This window comes from Hyphobacterium vulgare, from assembly GCF_042643335.1.
GTDB classification, from domain to species: Bacteria; Pseudomonadota; Alphaproteobacteria; order Caulobacterales; family Maricaulaceae; genus Hyphobacterium; species Hyphobacterium vulgare.
Map to the genome: position 1 here is coordinate 1 of NZ_JBHRSV010000003.1, position 14,154 is coordinate 14,154.

Here is a 14,154-nt window from a genome sequence, read left to right on the forward strand (position 1 = left end):
CCTGGCTCTCCCACGGGCTTGCAAGCCCCAGGGTGGATCGGTCTTCCATCCGCCGCCGCACACGGCATCATGCCACAGGCAGGCAGGACAGAGTTACAAGGGAGGAAAAATTTCGTTATTGCCTACGCTTCCGCGGGGATTTCCGACAGCGCGGTCTCGAGCTCCATGAAGCTCGGCTGCGACTTGGTCGGCACGCCGGTCCGGCCGATCTCGACCGAGATTTGCGCCGCATTGCCGTGCAGGTGCGCGACCAGAACATTCTGGATGATGACGTAGAACATGTGTTCCTCGTCATAGACTTCCTTCAGCCGCGACGCCATCGGGCCGACAAAGCCGTAGGCCAGGAACACGCCAAGGAAGGTGCCGACCAGCGCCGCGCCGATCTTGCCGCCCAGCACCGCCGGGGGAGAGTCGATCGCGCCCATCGTCTTGATGATGCCCAGCACCGCCGCGACGATGCCCAGCGCGGGCAGGGCGTCGGCCATGGACTGCATCGCGTGCGCCGGGGTGGAGGCTTCGTGATGGTGCTTCTCCAGCTGTTTTTCCATCGCGTCCTCGACCTGGTGCGGGTCTTCGAGGTTCATCGTCATCATCCGCAGCGTGTCGCAGATGAAATCGATGGCGAAATGGTCCTTCATGATGCGCGGATAGCGCTGGAAGATGCTGGAGTCGTGCGGGTTCTCGATATGGGTCTCGAGCGCGATCACGCCCTTGGTCTTCATCGTCTTGGTCAGCAGGAAGAGCAGGGAGAGCAGGTCCCGGTAATCCTGCGTCTTCCATTTCGGACCGGCGATGATCTTGCCGAAATCACCGACCGTCTTCATCACCGTCTTGCCGGAGTTTCCGAGCAGGAAGGCACCGACCGCCGCCCCGCCGATCATCATCAGCTCGAACGGCGCGGCGCGGATGATGATGTCGAAATGCCCGCCGGCGAGCATGAAGCCGCCGAACACCATGACGAACACGACAACAATGCCGATGATCTGAAACATGCCCCTGGTCCACCCGTGTCTGTTCCGGCGGCGCCTCTGTAGCGGGCACTGTCCGGTTTCGGGACGGACTATGGCGCGTTTAGCTTAATGTCCGGTGTAGCGCGCGTTAGGACCGCGTTTACGGGGCGGGGTGGGCTGGTCTGGATGGAGAAGGGCAGGACGGGGCAAATCCCACACTGTCACACGCCTGTCGTTGAGTTTCGCGCGAAGCCGTGGAAACGTCCGCCGCGACACGAGGGCGGGGGGACGTCTTGGACATTTTCGGCATCGAGCTGTTTGCGCTCGTGGGCTTTCTGTTTGCCGCCTATTCCATCGTCGCGAACGATGTCATCCAGACGCTCGGCACCTTCCTCGCCTCCAATGCGAAACGGCCCTGGGTCGTGTTGTGGCTGTTTGCCAGCACCATCATTGTCGGGGTGATGCTCTATGGCTGGTTCGCCTATGACGGCGACATCGCCTTCGACCGGCTGAACCGCATTCCCTATCCCGAGGGCGGCATCCAGTGGTGGCACGCTCTGCCGCCCCTGGCGCTTCTGATCCTCACCCGTTTCGGCATTCCGGTGTCCACCACCTTCCTGGTGCTGACCATTTTTGCGCTGACCGGCGGCGAGTCCACCGAAGGCGTGATGGAATCGATGCTCGTCAAGAGCCTCGTCGGCTATCTCGTCGCCTTCGGCGCCGGCATCCTCGTCTGGCTCCTCATTTCCAACCTGTTCGAGCGTTGGGTCTTCAAAACGCGAGAGAATCCGCAGAATGCCTTCTGGTTTGTCGCGCAGTGGGCGTCGACCGCCTTCCTGTGGACGCAATGGCTGATGCAGGACCTCGCCAACATCTTCATCTTCCTGCCGCGCGAAACCGTGGTCGACGCGTCCGGAGACGTACACGTCACCTTCTCGGTCGGGCTGCTCGTTTTCGCCACCGCGCTGATGATCGCGCTGCACGCCGTCATCTTCGCGATGCGCGGCGGCGAGATCCAGAAGATCGTCACGACAAAGACCAATACGCGCGACATCCGTGCCGCCACCGTGGTCGATCTGGTCTATGGCCTGATCCTGCTTTTCTTCAAGGAACTGAACGACGTGCCGATGTCGACCACCTGGGTCTTCCTCGGCCTGCTCGCCGGCCGCGAGACCGCGATCAGCCTCGTCACCGCGCTCCGGAAGCGACTCGAAATGGTCTGGGACGTCGTGTCCGACGTGATCCGCGCCTTCATCGGACTGGTCGTCAGCGTCGTGCTCGCCATCGCCCTGCCGGCCATGGCCAGCGGTCAGGCCCCGTCGCTGCCTGCCTTCCTGACCGGGGCGTTCCAGTAACAGGGCGACGCCATTCGTGAAGCGGGCGGTGATGGACGCGCCCCCGTCCCGGGTCTAAGTCCTAGGCAGTCATGCCGCCGATTTACGATCCGGCCAACCCGTCCTCGCCCGAGGTCCGGCGCCGCGCCTTCCGCCTCCTGTTTCTCTGCCTGATGGCGACCGGCATCGGCAATTCCATGCTGTTCGCCATCCTGCCGCCACTGGCGCGCGAGCTGGACGTGGCGGAAATCTATATCGGCGCGATCTATACGCTCTCGGCCCTGCTCTTCCTGTTGATGAGCCCGGTCTGGGGCGCGCTGTCCGACCGGCGCGGGCGGCGGCCGCTGATCATTTTCGGCCTCAGTAGTTTCGCGGTCTCGACCCTGATCTTCGCCTGCGGGGCATGGGCGGGGCAGGTCGGCCTGTTGCCGCCGCTCGCTGCCATCGTGGCGATGGCGCTGTCGCGGGCGCTGTTCGGCGGGCTCGGTTCGGCGACCAACCCGTCGGCGCAGGCCTATGTCGCCGACCGGACGAGCCCGATGGAGCGAACCGAGGCGCTCGCCGGCCTCACCGCCGCCTTCGGCCTCGGCGGGGTGATCGGCCCGGCGCTGGCCGCGGCCTTCGTCGAGCGGATCGGCGTCGCGCCCTTCATGATCGCGGTGGCGGTGATCGTCGCGCTCGGGGCATTCGCCGTGCGGACCCTGCTGCCGGAAAACACGCCGCCGAAACAGCGTCAGCGCCCGATCAACCCGTTCGCGCAATTCGCTTTCGCCGGCGATCCGCGCCTGATGCCCTTCATGGTCTATGGCGTGTTGATCTGGCTCAGCCAGGCGTCATCGCTGCAGGCGATCGGCTTTTACGTCATGGACCGGCTTCAGGCCGACCCGTCCGAGGGCCTGCAATATGCCGGTGTCGCGCTGACCGCCGGGGCCGGGGCGCTGATCTTCGCTCAGCTGGCGGTGATCCCGGCGCTGAAGGCCAGCCCGCGCACGCTGATGGCGCTGGGCGCTGCTTTGATCCTGGTCGGCAATGCCGAACTGGTTTTCGCCACGAACTACGCCGCCATCGTGTTCGGATTTCTGCTGAATTCCTTCGGCTTCGGCCTCGCGCGCTCCGGCTTTACCGGCGGGGCGTCGCTCAGCGTCGATCCCGACGAGCAGGGGCGCGCCGCGGGCCTGACCACCGCGACGGCGGGCCTCGGCTTCCTCGTCGCGCCGGTTACGGGGCTGTGGCTCTACCAGGCGGTCGGGCCGCAAATGCCCTTCATCCTGAACACCGTCGTCGCGGTGCTCGGGACCGGGCTCGCCCTTCTCCACCCGCGCATCCGCGCCGTGGTGCAGATCGCCGTGCATGAGCCGGCGCCGAAAGACCCCCTTTAAACCGAGTTTAAAGCTCCACCCGCCAGACCGGACCGCCTTCGGGGCGGATGACGATCTCGACCAGCGCGCAATCAGCCTTCACGCAGCGCTCGGTCAGCGTCAGCTGCGGCGAACGATCCCCCAGAATGACGGCATAGGGACCGACCAGAATCTCGGTCCGCACCTCCGGCATCACCGGCTCGGCCAGCAATGCAGATCCCGCCAGCGTGAACGCCGCCACGGCCAGTTTCGCCTGCACCAACATGTCCCAACTCCGCAAATCTCTGCCCCCGCTTGCACCTTCAGATGCGGGGCGTCCCGGATTCGGATGCGGCAAACGGCGCGGTGCTTGCAGTTAACGGGGTCAGTCAGTCGCCTCTGGCGCGAATCGGGACGGAACACATGTCGATCCACGCTTCCGCGGAACACTTTGTCGAGGAACGCCGCTCGCGGCCGCGCCATATCTGGTTCCTCAATTCCGCCTTCGACAACATCGACTTCCCGCTTGCCATTCAGCGCCTCGCCGAGCGCGACCCGATGAAGCCCTTTGCCTTTGTCGTCACGCCGAATGTCGATCACCTCGTCCGCCTGCGTAAGGACGGCATCCTCGCCCCGCTCTACGCGCAGGCCTGGCTGACCGTGTGCGACAGCCGCGTGCTCGAACTGATCGCCGGGCTTTCCGGTGAGGATGTCGCCGTGACGCCGGGCTCGGACCTCACCGAAGCCCTGTTCGACAATGTCATCACCCAGCACGAGCCGGTGACGGTGATCGGCTGCAGCGAGGACGTGATCGAGGCGGTCAAGGCGCGCTATGGCCTGCACGACGTGCGCTGGCACCAGCCGCCCATGGGCCTCAGGACCAATCCCGAAGCCATCGCCGATTGCGCCGCCTTCGTCGCGGCCAACCCGTCGCGCTTCGTCTTCCTGTGTGTCGGCTCGCCGCAACAGGAAATGATCGCCGAAGCCTGTCAGGAACGCGGCGACTGCACCGGCATAGGCCTGTGCGTCGGGGCGTCGCTCGACTTTCTCGGCGGCAAGGCGCAGCGCGCCCCGAAATGGATGCAGCAGACCCGTCTCGAATGGCTCCATCGCCTCGCGCAGGAACCGCAGCGCATGTGGAAGCGCTACCTCGTCGACGGCCCGAAAGTCGCCTTCCTGTGGTGGGAATGGCGCAAGGCCCGCGCCAAGCTCCGCGCCTTCGAAAAGCAGCTCGCGGCAGCAAATTTCAGGATTTGACGAATCCGGCTGGCAGCCGTGAGTCCCGCGGCTAGAATGCTTTCGCGGTAACGCCGGGAGCTATGGCTTGGATTTTGTGAATGATCACGCGGCGATCCTTGCCCTGCTTGTGCTGGCTGGGATGTTCGCCCTCTTCCTGACCGAGAAATTCCCGCCCGAAGTCGTCGCCATCGGCGGCGTTGCGGTGATGCTGGTCTCCGGGCTTTTGCCGACCCGCGATCTTCTCGCCTCATTCGACAATTCCGCCCCCATCACCATCGCGGCGATGTTCGTCATTTCCGCAGCCCTGGTTCGAACCGGAGCGCTCTCATTCGCCAGTTACGTGATCGAACACGGCGCGGAACGCGCACCCGTTTTGATCCTTCCCGCTGTGCTGCTGATGACGATGGTGGCCTCGGCCTTCATGAACAACACGCCGGTCGTGATGGTGCTCATACCCGTGCTGATCGGACTCGCGCGCAAGCTTGGCCATGCGCCCTCGCGCTATCTCATTCCGCTTTCCTTCGCCGCGATCATGGGCGGTACGGTGACGCTGATCGGCACCTCAACCAACCTCCTGGTTGACGGTGTTGCCCGCGCCAACGGGCTCGAACCCTTCGGCATCTTCGAGATATCGGGCCTCGGCCTCGCCATGGCGCTGGTCGGCGGGATTTACCTCATGGTCATGGGCCCGCGGCTCCTTCCGGACCGGCAGTCTATGACCGAATTTCTCGGGTCAAACACCGAGGCACGCTTCCTGACGGATGCGACCGTGCCGGCCGTGTCGGAATTCGTTGGCAAGAATCTGAGCGATATTGCCTTCTTCAATCGCCGCAACATGCGTCTCATTGATGTCCTGCGCGCCGGAGAATCGCTTCGTGACCAGCTGGACGTGGTCGTGTTGCAGGCTGGCGACAGGCTGGTATTCGACAGCCCGGCAAACGAGATCCTCTCGTTGCGCCGAGACGGCCATCTTGAAATGGGATCCGACCGCTTTGCGGACGTGCGCGAGCGCGAGGCAATCATTGTCGAAGCTCTGGTGCCCGCAGGCAGCCGCCTCTTGCGCGGGCCGCTGAAATACTTGCGCCTCCGTCGGCGTTTCGGCGTCTACATCGTCGCGGTACATCGGCATGGCGAGAATTTGACCGATCATATCGGGGCGATTTCGCTGTCGCCCGGCGATACCGTGCTCATCGAAGGTCCGGCTCAGGATGTGAAGCGGATGGCGGAGTATTTTGGCCTCGTCGAACTCGCCGAACCCCAGGACCGGGCATTCCGCCGCGAGAAATCATGGCTTGCCATCGCGATTCTCGCCGGGATCGTCGGGTTGGCGGCGCTCAACATCATGCCGATCGCGGCCCTCGCCGTGATCGGTGTGGCGGTGGCATTTCTGACGGGCTGCGTCGATGCCGACGAGGCGTTCGAATCCATCGACTGGCGAATCCTGGCGCTCATCCTGTCGATGATCGCGATCGGGGCCGGCCTTGAGCGCGCCGGCTCGGTCGAGCTTCTCGTCGACAGCGTCAGCCCCGTCTTGGCCATGCTTCCGCCGATTGCCGTGCTGGCCGCAGTGTACATCCTGACATCGATATTGACCGAGGTGGTGACCAACAATGCGGTCGCTGTCGTGGTCACGCCGGTGGCCATTGCGCTGGCACTCAGCCTCGGACTTGATCCGCGCCCCTTCGTGGTCGCCGTCATGGCCGCAGCCAGCGCCAGCTTCGCCACCCCGATCGGCTACCAGACAAACACGCTCGTCTATGCCGCTGGCGGTTACCGCTTTACCGATTTCCTGAAAATCGGCGTGCCGATGAATGTCCTGATGGGCGTGGTGACCGTGGCCGTGGTTCCGCTCATCTGGCCGCTGGACGCCGTCCATACCGCCGGATAGGTTCCGCGCCGTATCGGTTCCCGCAAGGGATCTGATGGGAAGACCGGTGAGGCGGGCAACCGCCGAGTCCGGCGCTGTACCCGCAGCCGTGAGCGGCGAGCGGCGATGCAAGGAAGCCACTGGGGCCACCCGGGAAGGCGCATCGACCGCACTGACCCGCGAGCCGGAAGACCAGCCGATGCCGTCGCTCGTTCGGCCCGTGCGGGAGCACGCGGGAAGGCGCGGACCATTCCGTTTGCAGCGACTCCTTTGAACCCGGCGGACCGGTCATCCGGCCGCCCGACTTGGAGTCTGTGGACCATGACCGGATTATCCGGACATTCGTGCTTTAGGCGAAGTCTTTTCGCCGCAACCCTCCTTTCCTCCCTTATCACAGCCCCTTCCCTCGCGCAGGACACCGGAGACGAGACCATCATCGTCGTCGGCGCCCGTGTCCCCGTGCCGGAAAGCGAAGTGACCTCGGCGGTCACTTTGCTCGCACCGGAAGAGATCGAACTGCGCGGTCCGGTGCTCGCCGACGCGCTGCGCGCCGTGCCGGGTCTCGCCGTGTCGCGCTCGGGACCGGCCGGATCCCTGACCGATGTGCGCCTGCGCGGCAGCGAGGCGAACCATGTCCTGGTCCTGATCGACGGGATCGAGGCGTCGGTGCCCTTCACCGGCGGTTTCAACTTCTCCCAGACCCCGGCCTTCGGCGTCGAACGCGTCGAGGTTCTGCGCGGCGAGCAATCCGCGCTCTGGGGGTCGGACGCGATCGGCGGCGTGATCAACATCCTGACCCATGCCGGCACGCCGGACACGCGCTTGTCCGCCTTCGCCGAGGCCGGTTCCTTCGAGACACGGCAGGCCGGCGGATCGCTCTCCGGCACGCGCGGTTCGCTGTCCGGCGGAATGTCCGCCAGCCTCTATGCGACCGAGGGCATCGATGCGGCGGGCCTTGGCGGCGAGGAAGACGGTTTCGACCTGCGCGGTGTTTCCGCATCCGGCACGCTCGGCCTGTCGCTCGGCATAAGTGTTGAAGGCGCGGCGCGCCTGACCGCCTATACGACCGAATATGACGCCGACACCGACTTCGACGGCCGGCTGAACGACACCGCGAACGAGACCGACGGACTGCGCCATGGCGCGCGGCTCGCCGTCATCGCCGAGCCCGGCGCGATCCGCCTGCCCTGGCGCAGCGAGCTGGCGCTCAGCCTCGTGTCCGACGTGGCCGAGAATTTGGATGCCGGGGTGTTCGCCGGCGAGACCGAAGGCCGCCGCTGGCAAGCCTTCTATCAGGGTACGGCGAACTGGTCGGGCTGGGGGGGTGAACACCGCCTGACCGTCCTGGCCGAGCACGAAGCCGAGCGCTTCAGCGCCTTCTCCGGCCCCGGGGCAGGCGACAACCAGGTCCGGGAATTGTCGAATGACGCCCTCGCCTTCGACTATAGTGCGACGGCGGGCAGGCTCAGCCTGCATGCCTCGGCGCGGCAGGACTGGAATGAGCGCTTCGACGACGCGCTGACCTGGCGCATCGGTGCGGCCCATGCCTTCGATGCTGTCGGCGGGCGTCTGCGTGCCAGCTTCGGCGAGGGGGTGAAAAACCCCGGCATCTATGAGCTTTACGGCTTCTTCCCCGGCTTCTTCACCGGCAATCCGGGTCTTGTCCCGGAACGCTCGCGCGGCTGGGAGATCGGCTGGGACCAGCAATTCGGCGACACGCTGCGCCTCGGCCTCTCGGCCTATGGATCGACGCTGGACGACGAGATCTTCACCGACTTCGCGCCCGTTCCGGCCACGGCGCGGAATCGCGCGACGCAGTCCGAACGCCGGGGCGTCGAGATCGAAGGGGAATGGCAGGCATATCCCGCGCTCATGGTACGCGGGTCGGCCACCTTCTCGGAGGCCGAAGAGAACGGGACGCCGGAGATCCGCCGTCCGGACCGGCTCGCCAGCCTGTCGGTGACCTGGTCGCCCGTCGATCGGCCCTTCCGTGCGGGCTTCGCCGCCGATCATGTCGGCGAGCAGACCGACACCGACTTTGTGGCATTCACCAATGTCTCCCTGCCGGCCTACACGCTCGTCTCGGGCCGGTTCGCCTGGTCCGTGATTGACCGTCTCGAACTTTATGTTCGCGGCGACAATCTGCTCGATGAGGAGTATCGCGATGTGGTCGGTTATGCGGCGCCTGGCCGCGGCCTGTATCTCGGCCTGCGTCTGGGCCACTAGCGCTTCGGCACAAGAGGGAAGCGACGCGCCCCCGTCCAACCCCGGGCGCGTCGCGTCCGCCGATCTGTGCGCCGACGCCTGGGTCATCGAACTGGCCAGCCGGGACAGCGTGATCGCGTTGTCCTGGCAGGTTGATTCACCGGTCTCCACTGCGTCGGACTGGGCCCGCGCCCTGCCGCGCGCCTGGGCCGATGCCGAGCGCCTGATGGCCCTTGACCCGGACCTGGCCGTCTTCGGTCCGGGCGGACCCGGCCGCGCCCGTCCGGTTCTCGAGGCGGCGGGCATCGCCACACTGACCCTGCCCTGGGGAGAGGATTTCGCGGCGATCCGCGCCAGCGCCCGGGCAACAGGGGCGGCGCTGGGTCGGGAGGCCGAGGCCGAAGCCTGGATCGCCGGTCTCGATGCAAGGCTCGAAGCCCTTTCAGGCCGGGCCGAAGCACGCGGCTGGTCACCGTCCGTCTTCTACCTCTCGGTCACCGGAGGCACGGCGGGCGAGGGCACGCTGATCGACGCCGCTATTCGCGCCGCGGGCGGGCGCAATGCGGCAAGCGAAGCCGGCGCGGTCGGCTGGACCCGGTCCGACGCCGAATGGGCGCTGCGCGTCTCGCCCGACCTCGTCGTCACCAGCTATTTCACCGACGGCTACCGGACCGCCGGCAATGCCGGTCAGCGCCATGCCGCCTTCCGCCGGTTGGTCGGACGCCATCCCTCGGTCGAGGTGCCGGGCGCGCTCTGGTCCTGCACCGGGCCAGGCCTGATCGAGGCTGCAGAACGCATCGCCGATGCGCTCGATACACTGGCGCGGGAGGGCGAAGGATGAGGGATATGAAACTCATCGTGATCCTGTTCGCCGCCTGCACACTCGCCGCGCTGGCCAATTTGCTGGCGGGCGGTTTCCCGCTGGGTGCGCTCATTTCCGGTGAGCAAGCGGCGCGGTTGATCTTCGTCGATCTGCGTCTGCCGCGGCTTGTCCTCGGCCTCGTGATCGGTGCCGGGCTCGGCCTGACTGGCGCGGTGCTGCAGGGCTATTTCCGCAATCCACTCGCCGACCCCGGCATTGTCGGCGTCACATCGAGCGCGGGCCTCGGCGCGGTGATCGCGCTCTATTTCGGTCTCGGCGGCTTTCTGGGGATCGGCGTGCCGCTCTTCGCGATCCTCGGCGCCGGCGCCGGCGCGGCGACACTTCTCTTCGTCGCCGGGCCGCGTGCCGGGGCGACGACGCTGATCCTGTCCGGCGTGGCGGTCGCGGCGCTCGCCAACTCGCTGACCGCGCTGATGATGAATCTGTCGCCCAACCCCTGGGCGCTGTCGGAAATCGCCTACTGGCTGATGGGGTCGCTCGCCAATGCCAGCTGGACCGAGGTGTCGGTCGCCCTGCCGCTGATCGCGGCCGGGGCGCTGGTCCTCGCCTTCACTGCCCGCGCGCTCGACGCGCTGACACTGGGCGAAGCAACGGCGCGAAGCCTCGGAACCGACCTCGCCCGCCTGCGGATCATCGTGGTCGCGGGGTCGGCGCTGGCGGTCGGTGGCGGCGTGGCCGTGGCCGGGGCGATCGGCTTTGTCGGGCTTGTCGCGCCCCACCTCCTCAGGCGTTTCGTCGACCACCAGCCCTCGCGCCTGCTCCTGCCTGCCGCGCTCGGCGGTGCGGCGCTGCTCACCGCGGCCGACGCACTGGTCCGGCTGCTCTCGGGACAGGGCACGCCGCTCTATCTCGGCGTCGCTACGGCGCTGCTTGGCGTGCCCTTCTTCTTCTGGCTGGTCCGCACGCAGACACGGGGGCCGGCATGACATTGCTGTCGCTGAAACAGGCCACGCTCGGACATGGCCAATGCCCGGTGCTTCAAGCCGTGGACGCCGCCTTCTCGCCCGGCGAATTCGTCGCGCTCGTCGGCCCGAACGGGGCGGGCAAGTCGACGCTGCTGACCGCGCTCGCCGGCCTGAATGCGCCGATTGCCGGCGCAGCGGCACTGGACGGCCGTTCCGTTGCCGCTCTGCCACCAGCCGTACGATCCCGCCGGATCGCCTTCATGCCGGCCGGCGAGCAAGCCGTCTGGCCGGTCCCTGCCCGGACCGTTGCCGCGCTCGGACGCCTGCCGCACCGCAAGCCGCTGGATCGCCTGTCGCTGAATGACGAAGCCGCGATCGAGATCGCGCTGGAAACCACCGGCGTGGCGCATCTCGCCCATCGCCGCTTCGACACGCTGTCGTCAGGCGAACGTGCCCGCGTTCTGCTGGCCCGCGCCCTGGCGACCCAGGCCGGCATCCTGCTGCTCGACGAACCCACCGCCTCGCTTGATCCCCGCCACCAGCTGGCAATCATGGACGTGCTGGCCGCCCAGGCGGCCAATGGAAAACTGGTCGTCATCGCGGCCCACGCGCTTGATCTCGTCGCGCGCTATTGCAGCCGCGTCCTGCTCGTCGAAGGCGGACGGGTCGATATTGACGGAACCCCCGCCGAGGTCCTGTCGGAGGCCAATCTCGAGCGGGTTTTCGCGATCACCGCGCCGGGCGGCGCGAAGCCGACCGACTGGTCGCCGATCTGACGGTCAGCTGAAGACGATCTCCGGCAGCGGCTTGCGGGCCTCATCGCAGGCCGCCAGCACACTGTCAGCCAGCCGGGCGAAAGCGGCCGAGACCGGTCCTTCGTCGAACGCCACCGGGCGGCCCTCGTCGGAGCGCTTCCGCAAATCGATATGCAGCGGGATCTCGCCAAGGAAGGGCACGCCCATCGCCTCGGCCTCGGCGCGCGCGCCGCCATGGCCGAAAATCTCGCTCGGCTCGCCGCAATGCGGGCACAGGAAGACCGACATGTTTTCGATCAGCCCCAGGATCGGCGTATGCGTCTGCTGGAACATCGCCATCGCCTTGCGGGCGTCGTCGAGCGCGAGGTCCTGCGGCGTCACCGCGATCACCGCGCCGTCGACCGCGGCGGTCTGCGCGATCGCCAGTTGCGCATCGCCCGTGCCCGGCGGCATGTCGATCAGCAGCACGTCCGGCTCGTCCCACACTGTCTCGTTGAGGAATTGCGTGATCGCGCCCTGCACCATCGGTCCGCGCCAGACGACCGCTGCGCCGGGCTTGGTCAGGAAACCCATCGACACGACCTTGATGCCGTGCGCCTCGGCGGGCCGGATCCCGGCCTCGGTCTTCTGCAGGCCCGGCACATCGCGAAGGCCGAGCAGGCGCGGGATGGACGGGCCGTAGACGTCGGCATCGAGCACACCGACCTTCAGGCCCTGCTTGGCGTAGGCCGCGGCAAGATTGGCGGTCACGGTCGACTTGCCGACCCCGCCCTTGCCCGCGGCGACGGCGATGATCCGCTTGGCGGGACGTTTCGCGGACGGCGGCGAGACGGGCCGCTGCGGCTTTTCCGGCTTCGCCGCGCGTTCCATCGTGGTGATCAGGCGCACGCGCTTGACGGCCCGGTCCCTTTTGAGGGTTTTCTCGATCGCCTTCTTCAGCGCCCCGTCATCGCCGCCCTGCGGAACTTTGAGGACAACGGTCGCGGTGCCGTCGCGTTCGCTGACGCCTTCGAGCCGGCCCGACTCGGGCAGGGGCTTCCCGGAAACGGGATCGGTGAGGGCGGCGAGCAGGGCAATCAGGCGGTCGGCCATGGGACAACTCCGGTTTCATTCCGGGAGATAGCGCTGCGCGGGGGCGGGCGAAAGGGCAGTGCGGCAATTGACAGGGGGCGGACCGCACTCTTCCTTGCGCGGCGATCGAACGGAGTGCGGCGTGAGCGATACCGACCTTCAACGGGACATGGATGCGGTCCGGCGGCTGACCGCCGCGCAGCGCTATGGCGAGGCCGTACAGATTTGCGAGCGGCTTGTCGCCGCCTTCCCGGATGCGTTCGATCCTCACTTCCATCTCGCCGCGATTCTGTTGCTCCGCGAGCCGAAGAAGGCGATTCCGTTTCTGGAACGAGCACACGCCATCGATCCGGCTCATCACGAGGTCCTGACCCTGCTCGCCCGCGCGACCGAGCGTGTGAATGACTGGCCGGCGGCTGAGGCCTGGTCGCGCAAGGTGCTTCAGAAGGATCCGGGCAATGTCTACGGCATCGCCGCCTTCGCCGCCGCCGAGATCGAGGCTGGACGGCCCGCCGCGGCGATCGACTGGATCGACAGGCATTTCAAGCCCGGCGGACCGGACCCGATGGCCGACGCCGCCGTCTGTGAGCGGCTGGGGCGAGCCCGCGAAGCCCTGGCCGACTATCGCGCCGCCTTCGACGCGCACATGACCGGCAACCGCATCGTCAAGACGGCCTTCGCCGACCGCATCGATCCGGCCTCGCAGATCGCCGGGCCTCCGGCGCTGAAACGCATCGCGGATTTCTATGCCGGCATGCCGGTCCAGGCCATGCCCGATCCGGTCGACGACCTGCCGGACCCGTCCTTCCTGCTCGGTTTTCCCCGTTCGGGCACGACACTGCTGGAAAACATGCTGGCAGCGCACCCGCAGGTCGAAACCACCGACGAGCGCCCGCTCCTTGACCCGATCGCCAACGCCGCCGGGTCGACACCGGAAAGCCTGGCGCGCTTCTTTGCCGCGAGCGACGGTGAAGTTCGCAAGATGCGCAGCTGGTACTGGCACAATGCCCGCGGCGGACCGCCGCCAGCCGGCCATGTCTTCGTCGACAAGCAGCCTTCGAACACGATCTGGCTGGGTCTGATCGCGAAAGTGTTTCCCCGCGCGCGCATCCTGTTTGCCGTGCGCGATCCGCGCGACGTCCTGCTGTCGAACCTCTTCCTCACCTTCGACACCAACCCGTTCGGCCTGAACATGCTGACCCCCGAGGGTGCGGCGGACTATTACGGCCTGGTGATGACGGCCGGTCAGGCAGCGCTGCGGGCTTTCCCGCACCTGGCGGTTCATGAGGTCCGCTACGAATCCGTGGTCGAGGACTGGGAGGGCGAGGTCCGCGCCGCGCTCGATTTCCTGGGACCGGGCTGGGACGATTCCGTGCGCGATTATCGCGAAACACTGGGGCAGAGACGGATCTCGACCCCGTCCGCCCGGCAGGTGTCCAAGCCGGTCTACACTTCGGCGCGCGAAAAATGGCGGCGCTACGGCTTCGCCTTCGAGGGGATTCGCGGCGCGCTCGACCCGTGGATCCGGCACTGGAACCACCCGGCCTGGGACGAGACCGGTCAGATCACGCACACGTGATGCCCGGCCGGAGGCCGGATTCGCACGTT

Annotated in this window: 12 protein-coding genes and 1 riboswitch; of the genes, 9 read left to right on the forward strand and 3 right to left on the reverse strand. The window is 66.8% G+C overall.

What is annotated here, in order from left to right; all coding sequences use genetic code 11:
* Positions 1–122 precede the first annotated feature (122 nt).
* Positions 123–992 (reverse strand): flagellar motor stator protein MotA, encoded by an 870-nt coding sequence (gene motA / locus ACFOOR_RS04720; RefSeq protein WP_343164813.1) that lies wholly within the window; start codon positions 990–992, stop codon positions 123–125.
* Between the two features lie 251 nt (positions 993–1,243).
* Between motA and ACFOOR_RS04725 the strand changes: the two genes are divergently transcribed.
* Positions 1,244–2,305 (forward strand): hypothetical protein, encoded by a 1,062-nt coding sequence (locus tag ACFOOR_RS04725; RefSeq protein WP_343164812.1) that lies wholly within the window; start codon positions 1,244–1,246, stop codon positions 2,303–2,305.
* A 71-nt stretch (positions 2,306–2,376) separates the two neighbouring features.
* Positions 2,377–3,663, forward strand: a complete 1,287-nt coding sequence (locus ACFOOR_RS04730; protein WP_343164811.1) for an MFS transporter — start codon at positions 2,377–2,379, stop codon at positions 3,661–3,663.
* 7 nt (positions 3,664–3,670) lie between these two features.
* Here the strand turns inward: ACFOOR_RS04730 and ACFOOR_RS04735 are convergent, their stop codons facing one another.
* Positions 3,671–3,907, reverse strand: a complete 237-nt coding sequence (locus ACFOOR_RS04735; RefSeq protein ID WP_343164810.1) for a hypothetical protein — start codon at positions 3,905–3,907, stop codon at positions 3,671–3,673.
* 137 nt (positions 3,908–4,044) lie between these two features.
* Here ACFOOR_RS04735 and ACFOOR_RS04740 point away from each other — a divergent pair, with 137 nt between their 5' ends.
* From ACFOOR_RS04740 to ACFOOR_RS04765, 6 genes are all read left to right on the forward strand, one after another.
* Positions 4,045–4,878, forward strand: a complete 834-nt coding sequence (locus ACFOOR_RS04740) for a WecB/TagA/CpsF family glycosyltransferase (RefSeq protein ID WP_343164809.1) — start codon at positions 4,045–4,047, stop codon at positions 4,876–4,878.
* Positions 4,879–4,954: 76 nt separating this feature from the next.
* A complete protein-coding gene (locus tag ACFOOR_RS04745; protein WP_343164823.1) occupies positions 4,955–6,748 on the forward strand; it encodes an SLC13 family permease in 1,794 nt (597 codons plus the stop codon).
* Positions 6,746–6,942: riboswitch (cobalamin riboswitch) on the forward strand. (Overlaps the previous gene by 3 nt.)
* 259 nt (positions 6,943–7,201) lie before the next feature.
* On the forward strand, positions 7,202–8,953 hold the full coding sequence (locus ACFOOR_RS04750) for a TonB-dependent receptor plug domain-containing protein (protein ID WP_343164808.1): 1,752 nt from the start codon (positions 7,202–7,204) through the stop codon (positions 8,951–8,953).
* Positions 8,892–9,773, forward strand: coding sequence for an ABC transporter substrate-binding protein (locus tag ACFOOR_RS04755; protein ID WP_343164807.1), 882 nt, complete (start codon positions 8,892–8,894; stop codon positions 9,771–9,773). The genes ACFOOR_RS04750 and ACFOOR_RS04755 overlap by 62 nt, the downstream gene beginning before the upstream one ends.
* Complete coding sequence (locus ACFOOR_RS04760) at positions 9,770–10,741, forward strand: FecCD family ABC transporter permease (RefSeq protein WP_380213906.1); 972 nt, start codon at positions 9,770–9,772, stop codon at positions 10,739–10,741. The genes ACFOOR_RS04755 and ACFOOR_RS04760 overlap by 4 nt, the downstream gene beginning before the upstream one ends.
* Entirely contained in the window at positions 10,738–11,496 is a 759-nt protein-coding gene (locus ACFOOR_RS04765) for an ABC transporter ATP-binding protein (RefSeq protein ID WP_343164805.1), read from the forward strand. The genes ACFOOR_RS04760 and ACFOOR_RS04765 overlap by 4 nt, the downstream gene beginning before the upstream one ends.
* 3 nt (positions 11,497–11,499) lie before the next feature.
* On the opposite strand, the gene ACFOOR_RS04770 is transcribed toward ACFOOR_RS04765, so the two are convergent.
* Positions 11,500–12,567, reverse strand: coding sequence for an Mrp/NBP35 family ATP-binding protein (locus ACFOOR_RS04770; protein ID WP_343164804.1), 1,068 nt, complete (start codon positions 12,565–12,567; stop codon positions 11,500–11,502).
* A gap of 121 nt (positions 12,568–12,688) precedes the next feature.
* On the opposite strand from ACFOOR_RS04770, the gene ACFOOR_RS04775 reads away from it, so the two are divergent.
* Positions 12,689–14,125 carry a tetratricopeptide repeat-containing sulfotransferase family protein gene (locus ACFOOR_RS04775; protein ID WP_343164803.1) on the forward strand — a complete coding sequence of 479 codons (1,437 nt, stop codon included), beginning with the start codon at positions 12,689–12,691 and terminating at the stop codon, positions 14,123–14,125.
* Positions 14,126–14,154: the final 29 nt, after the last annotated feature.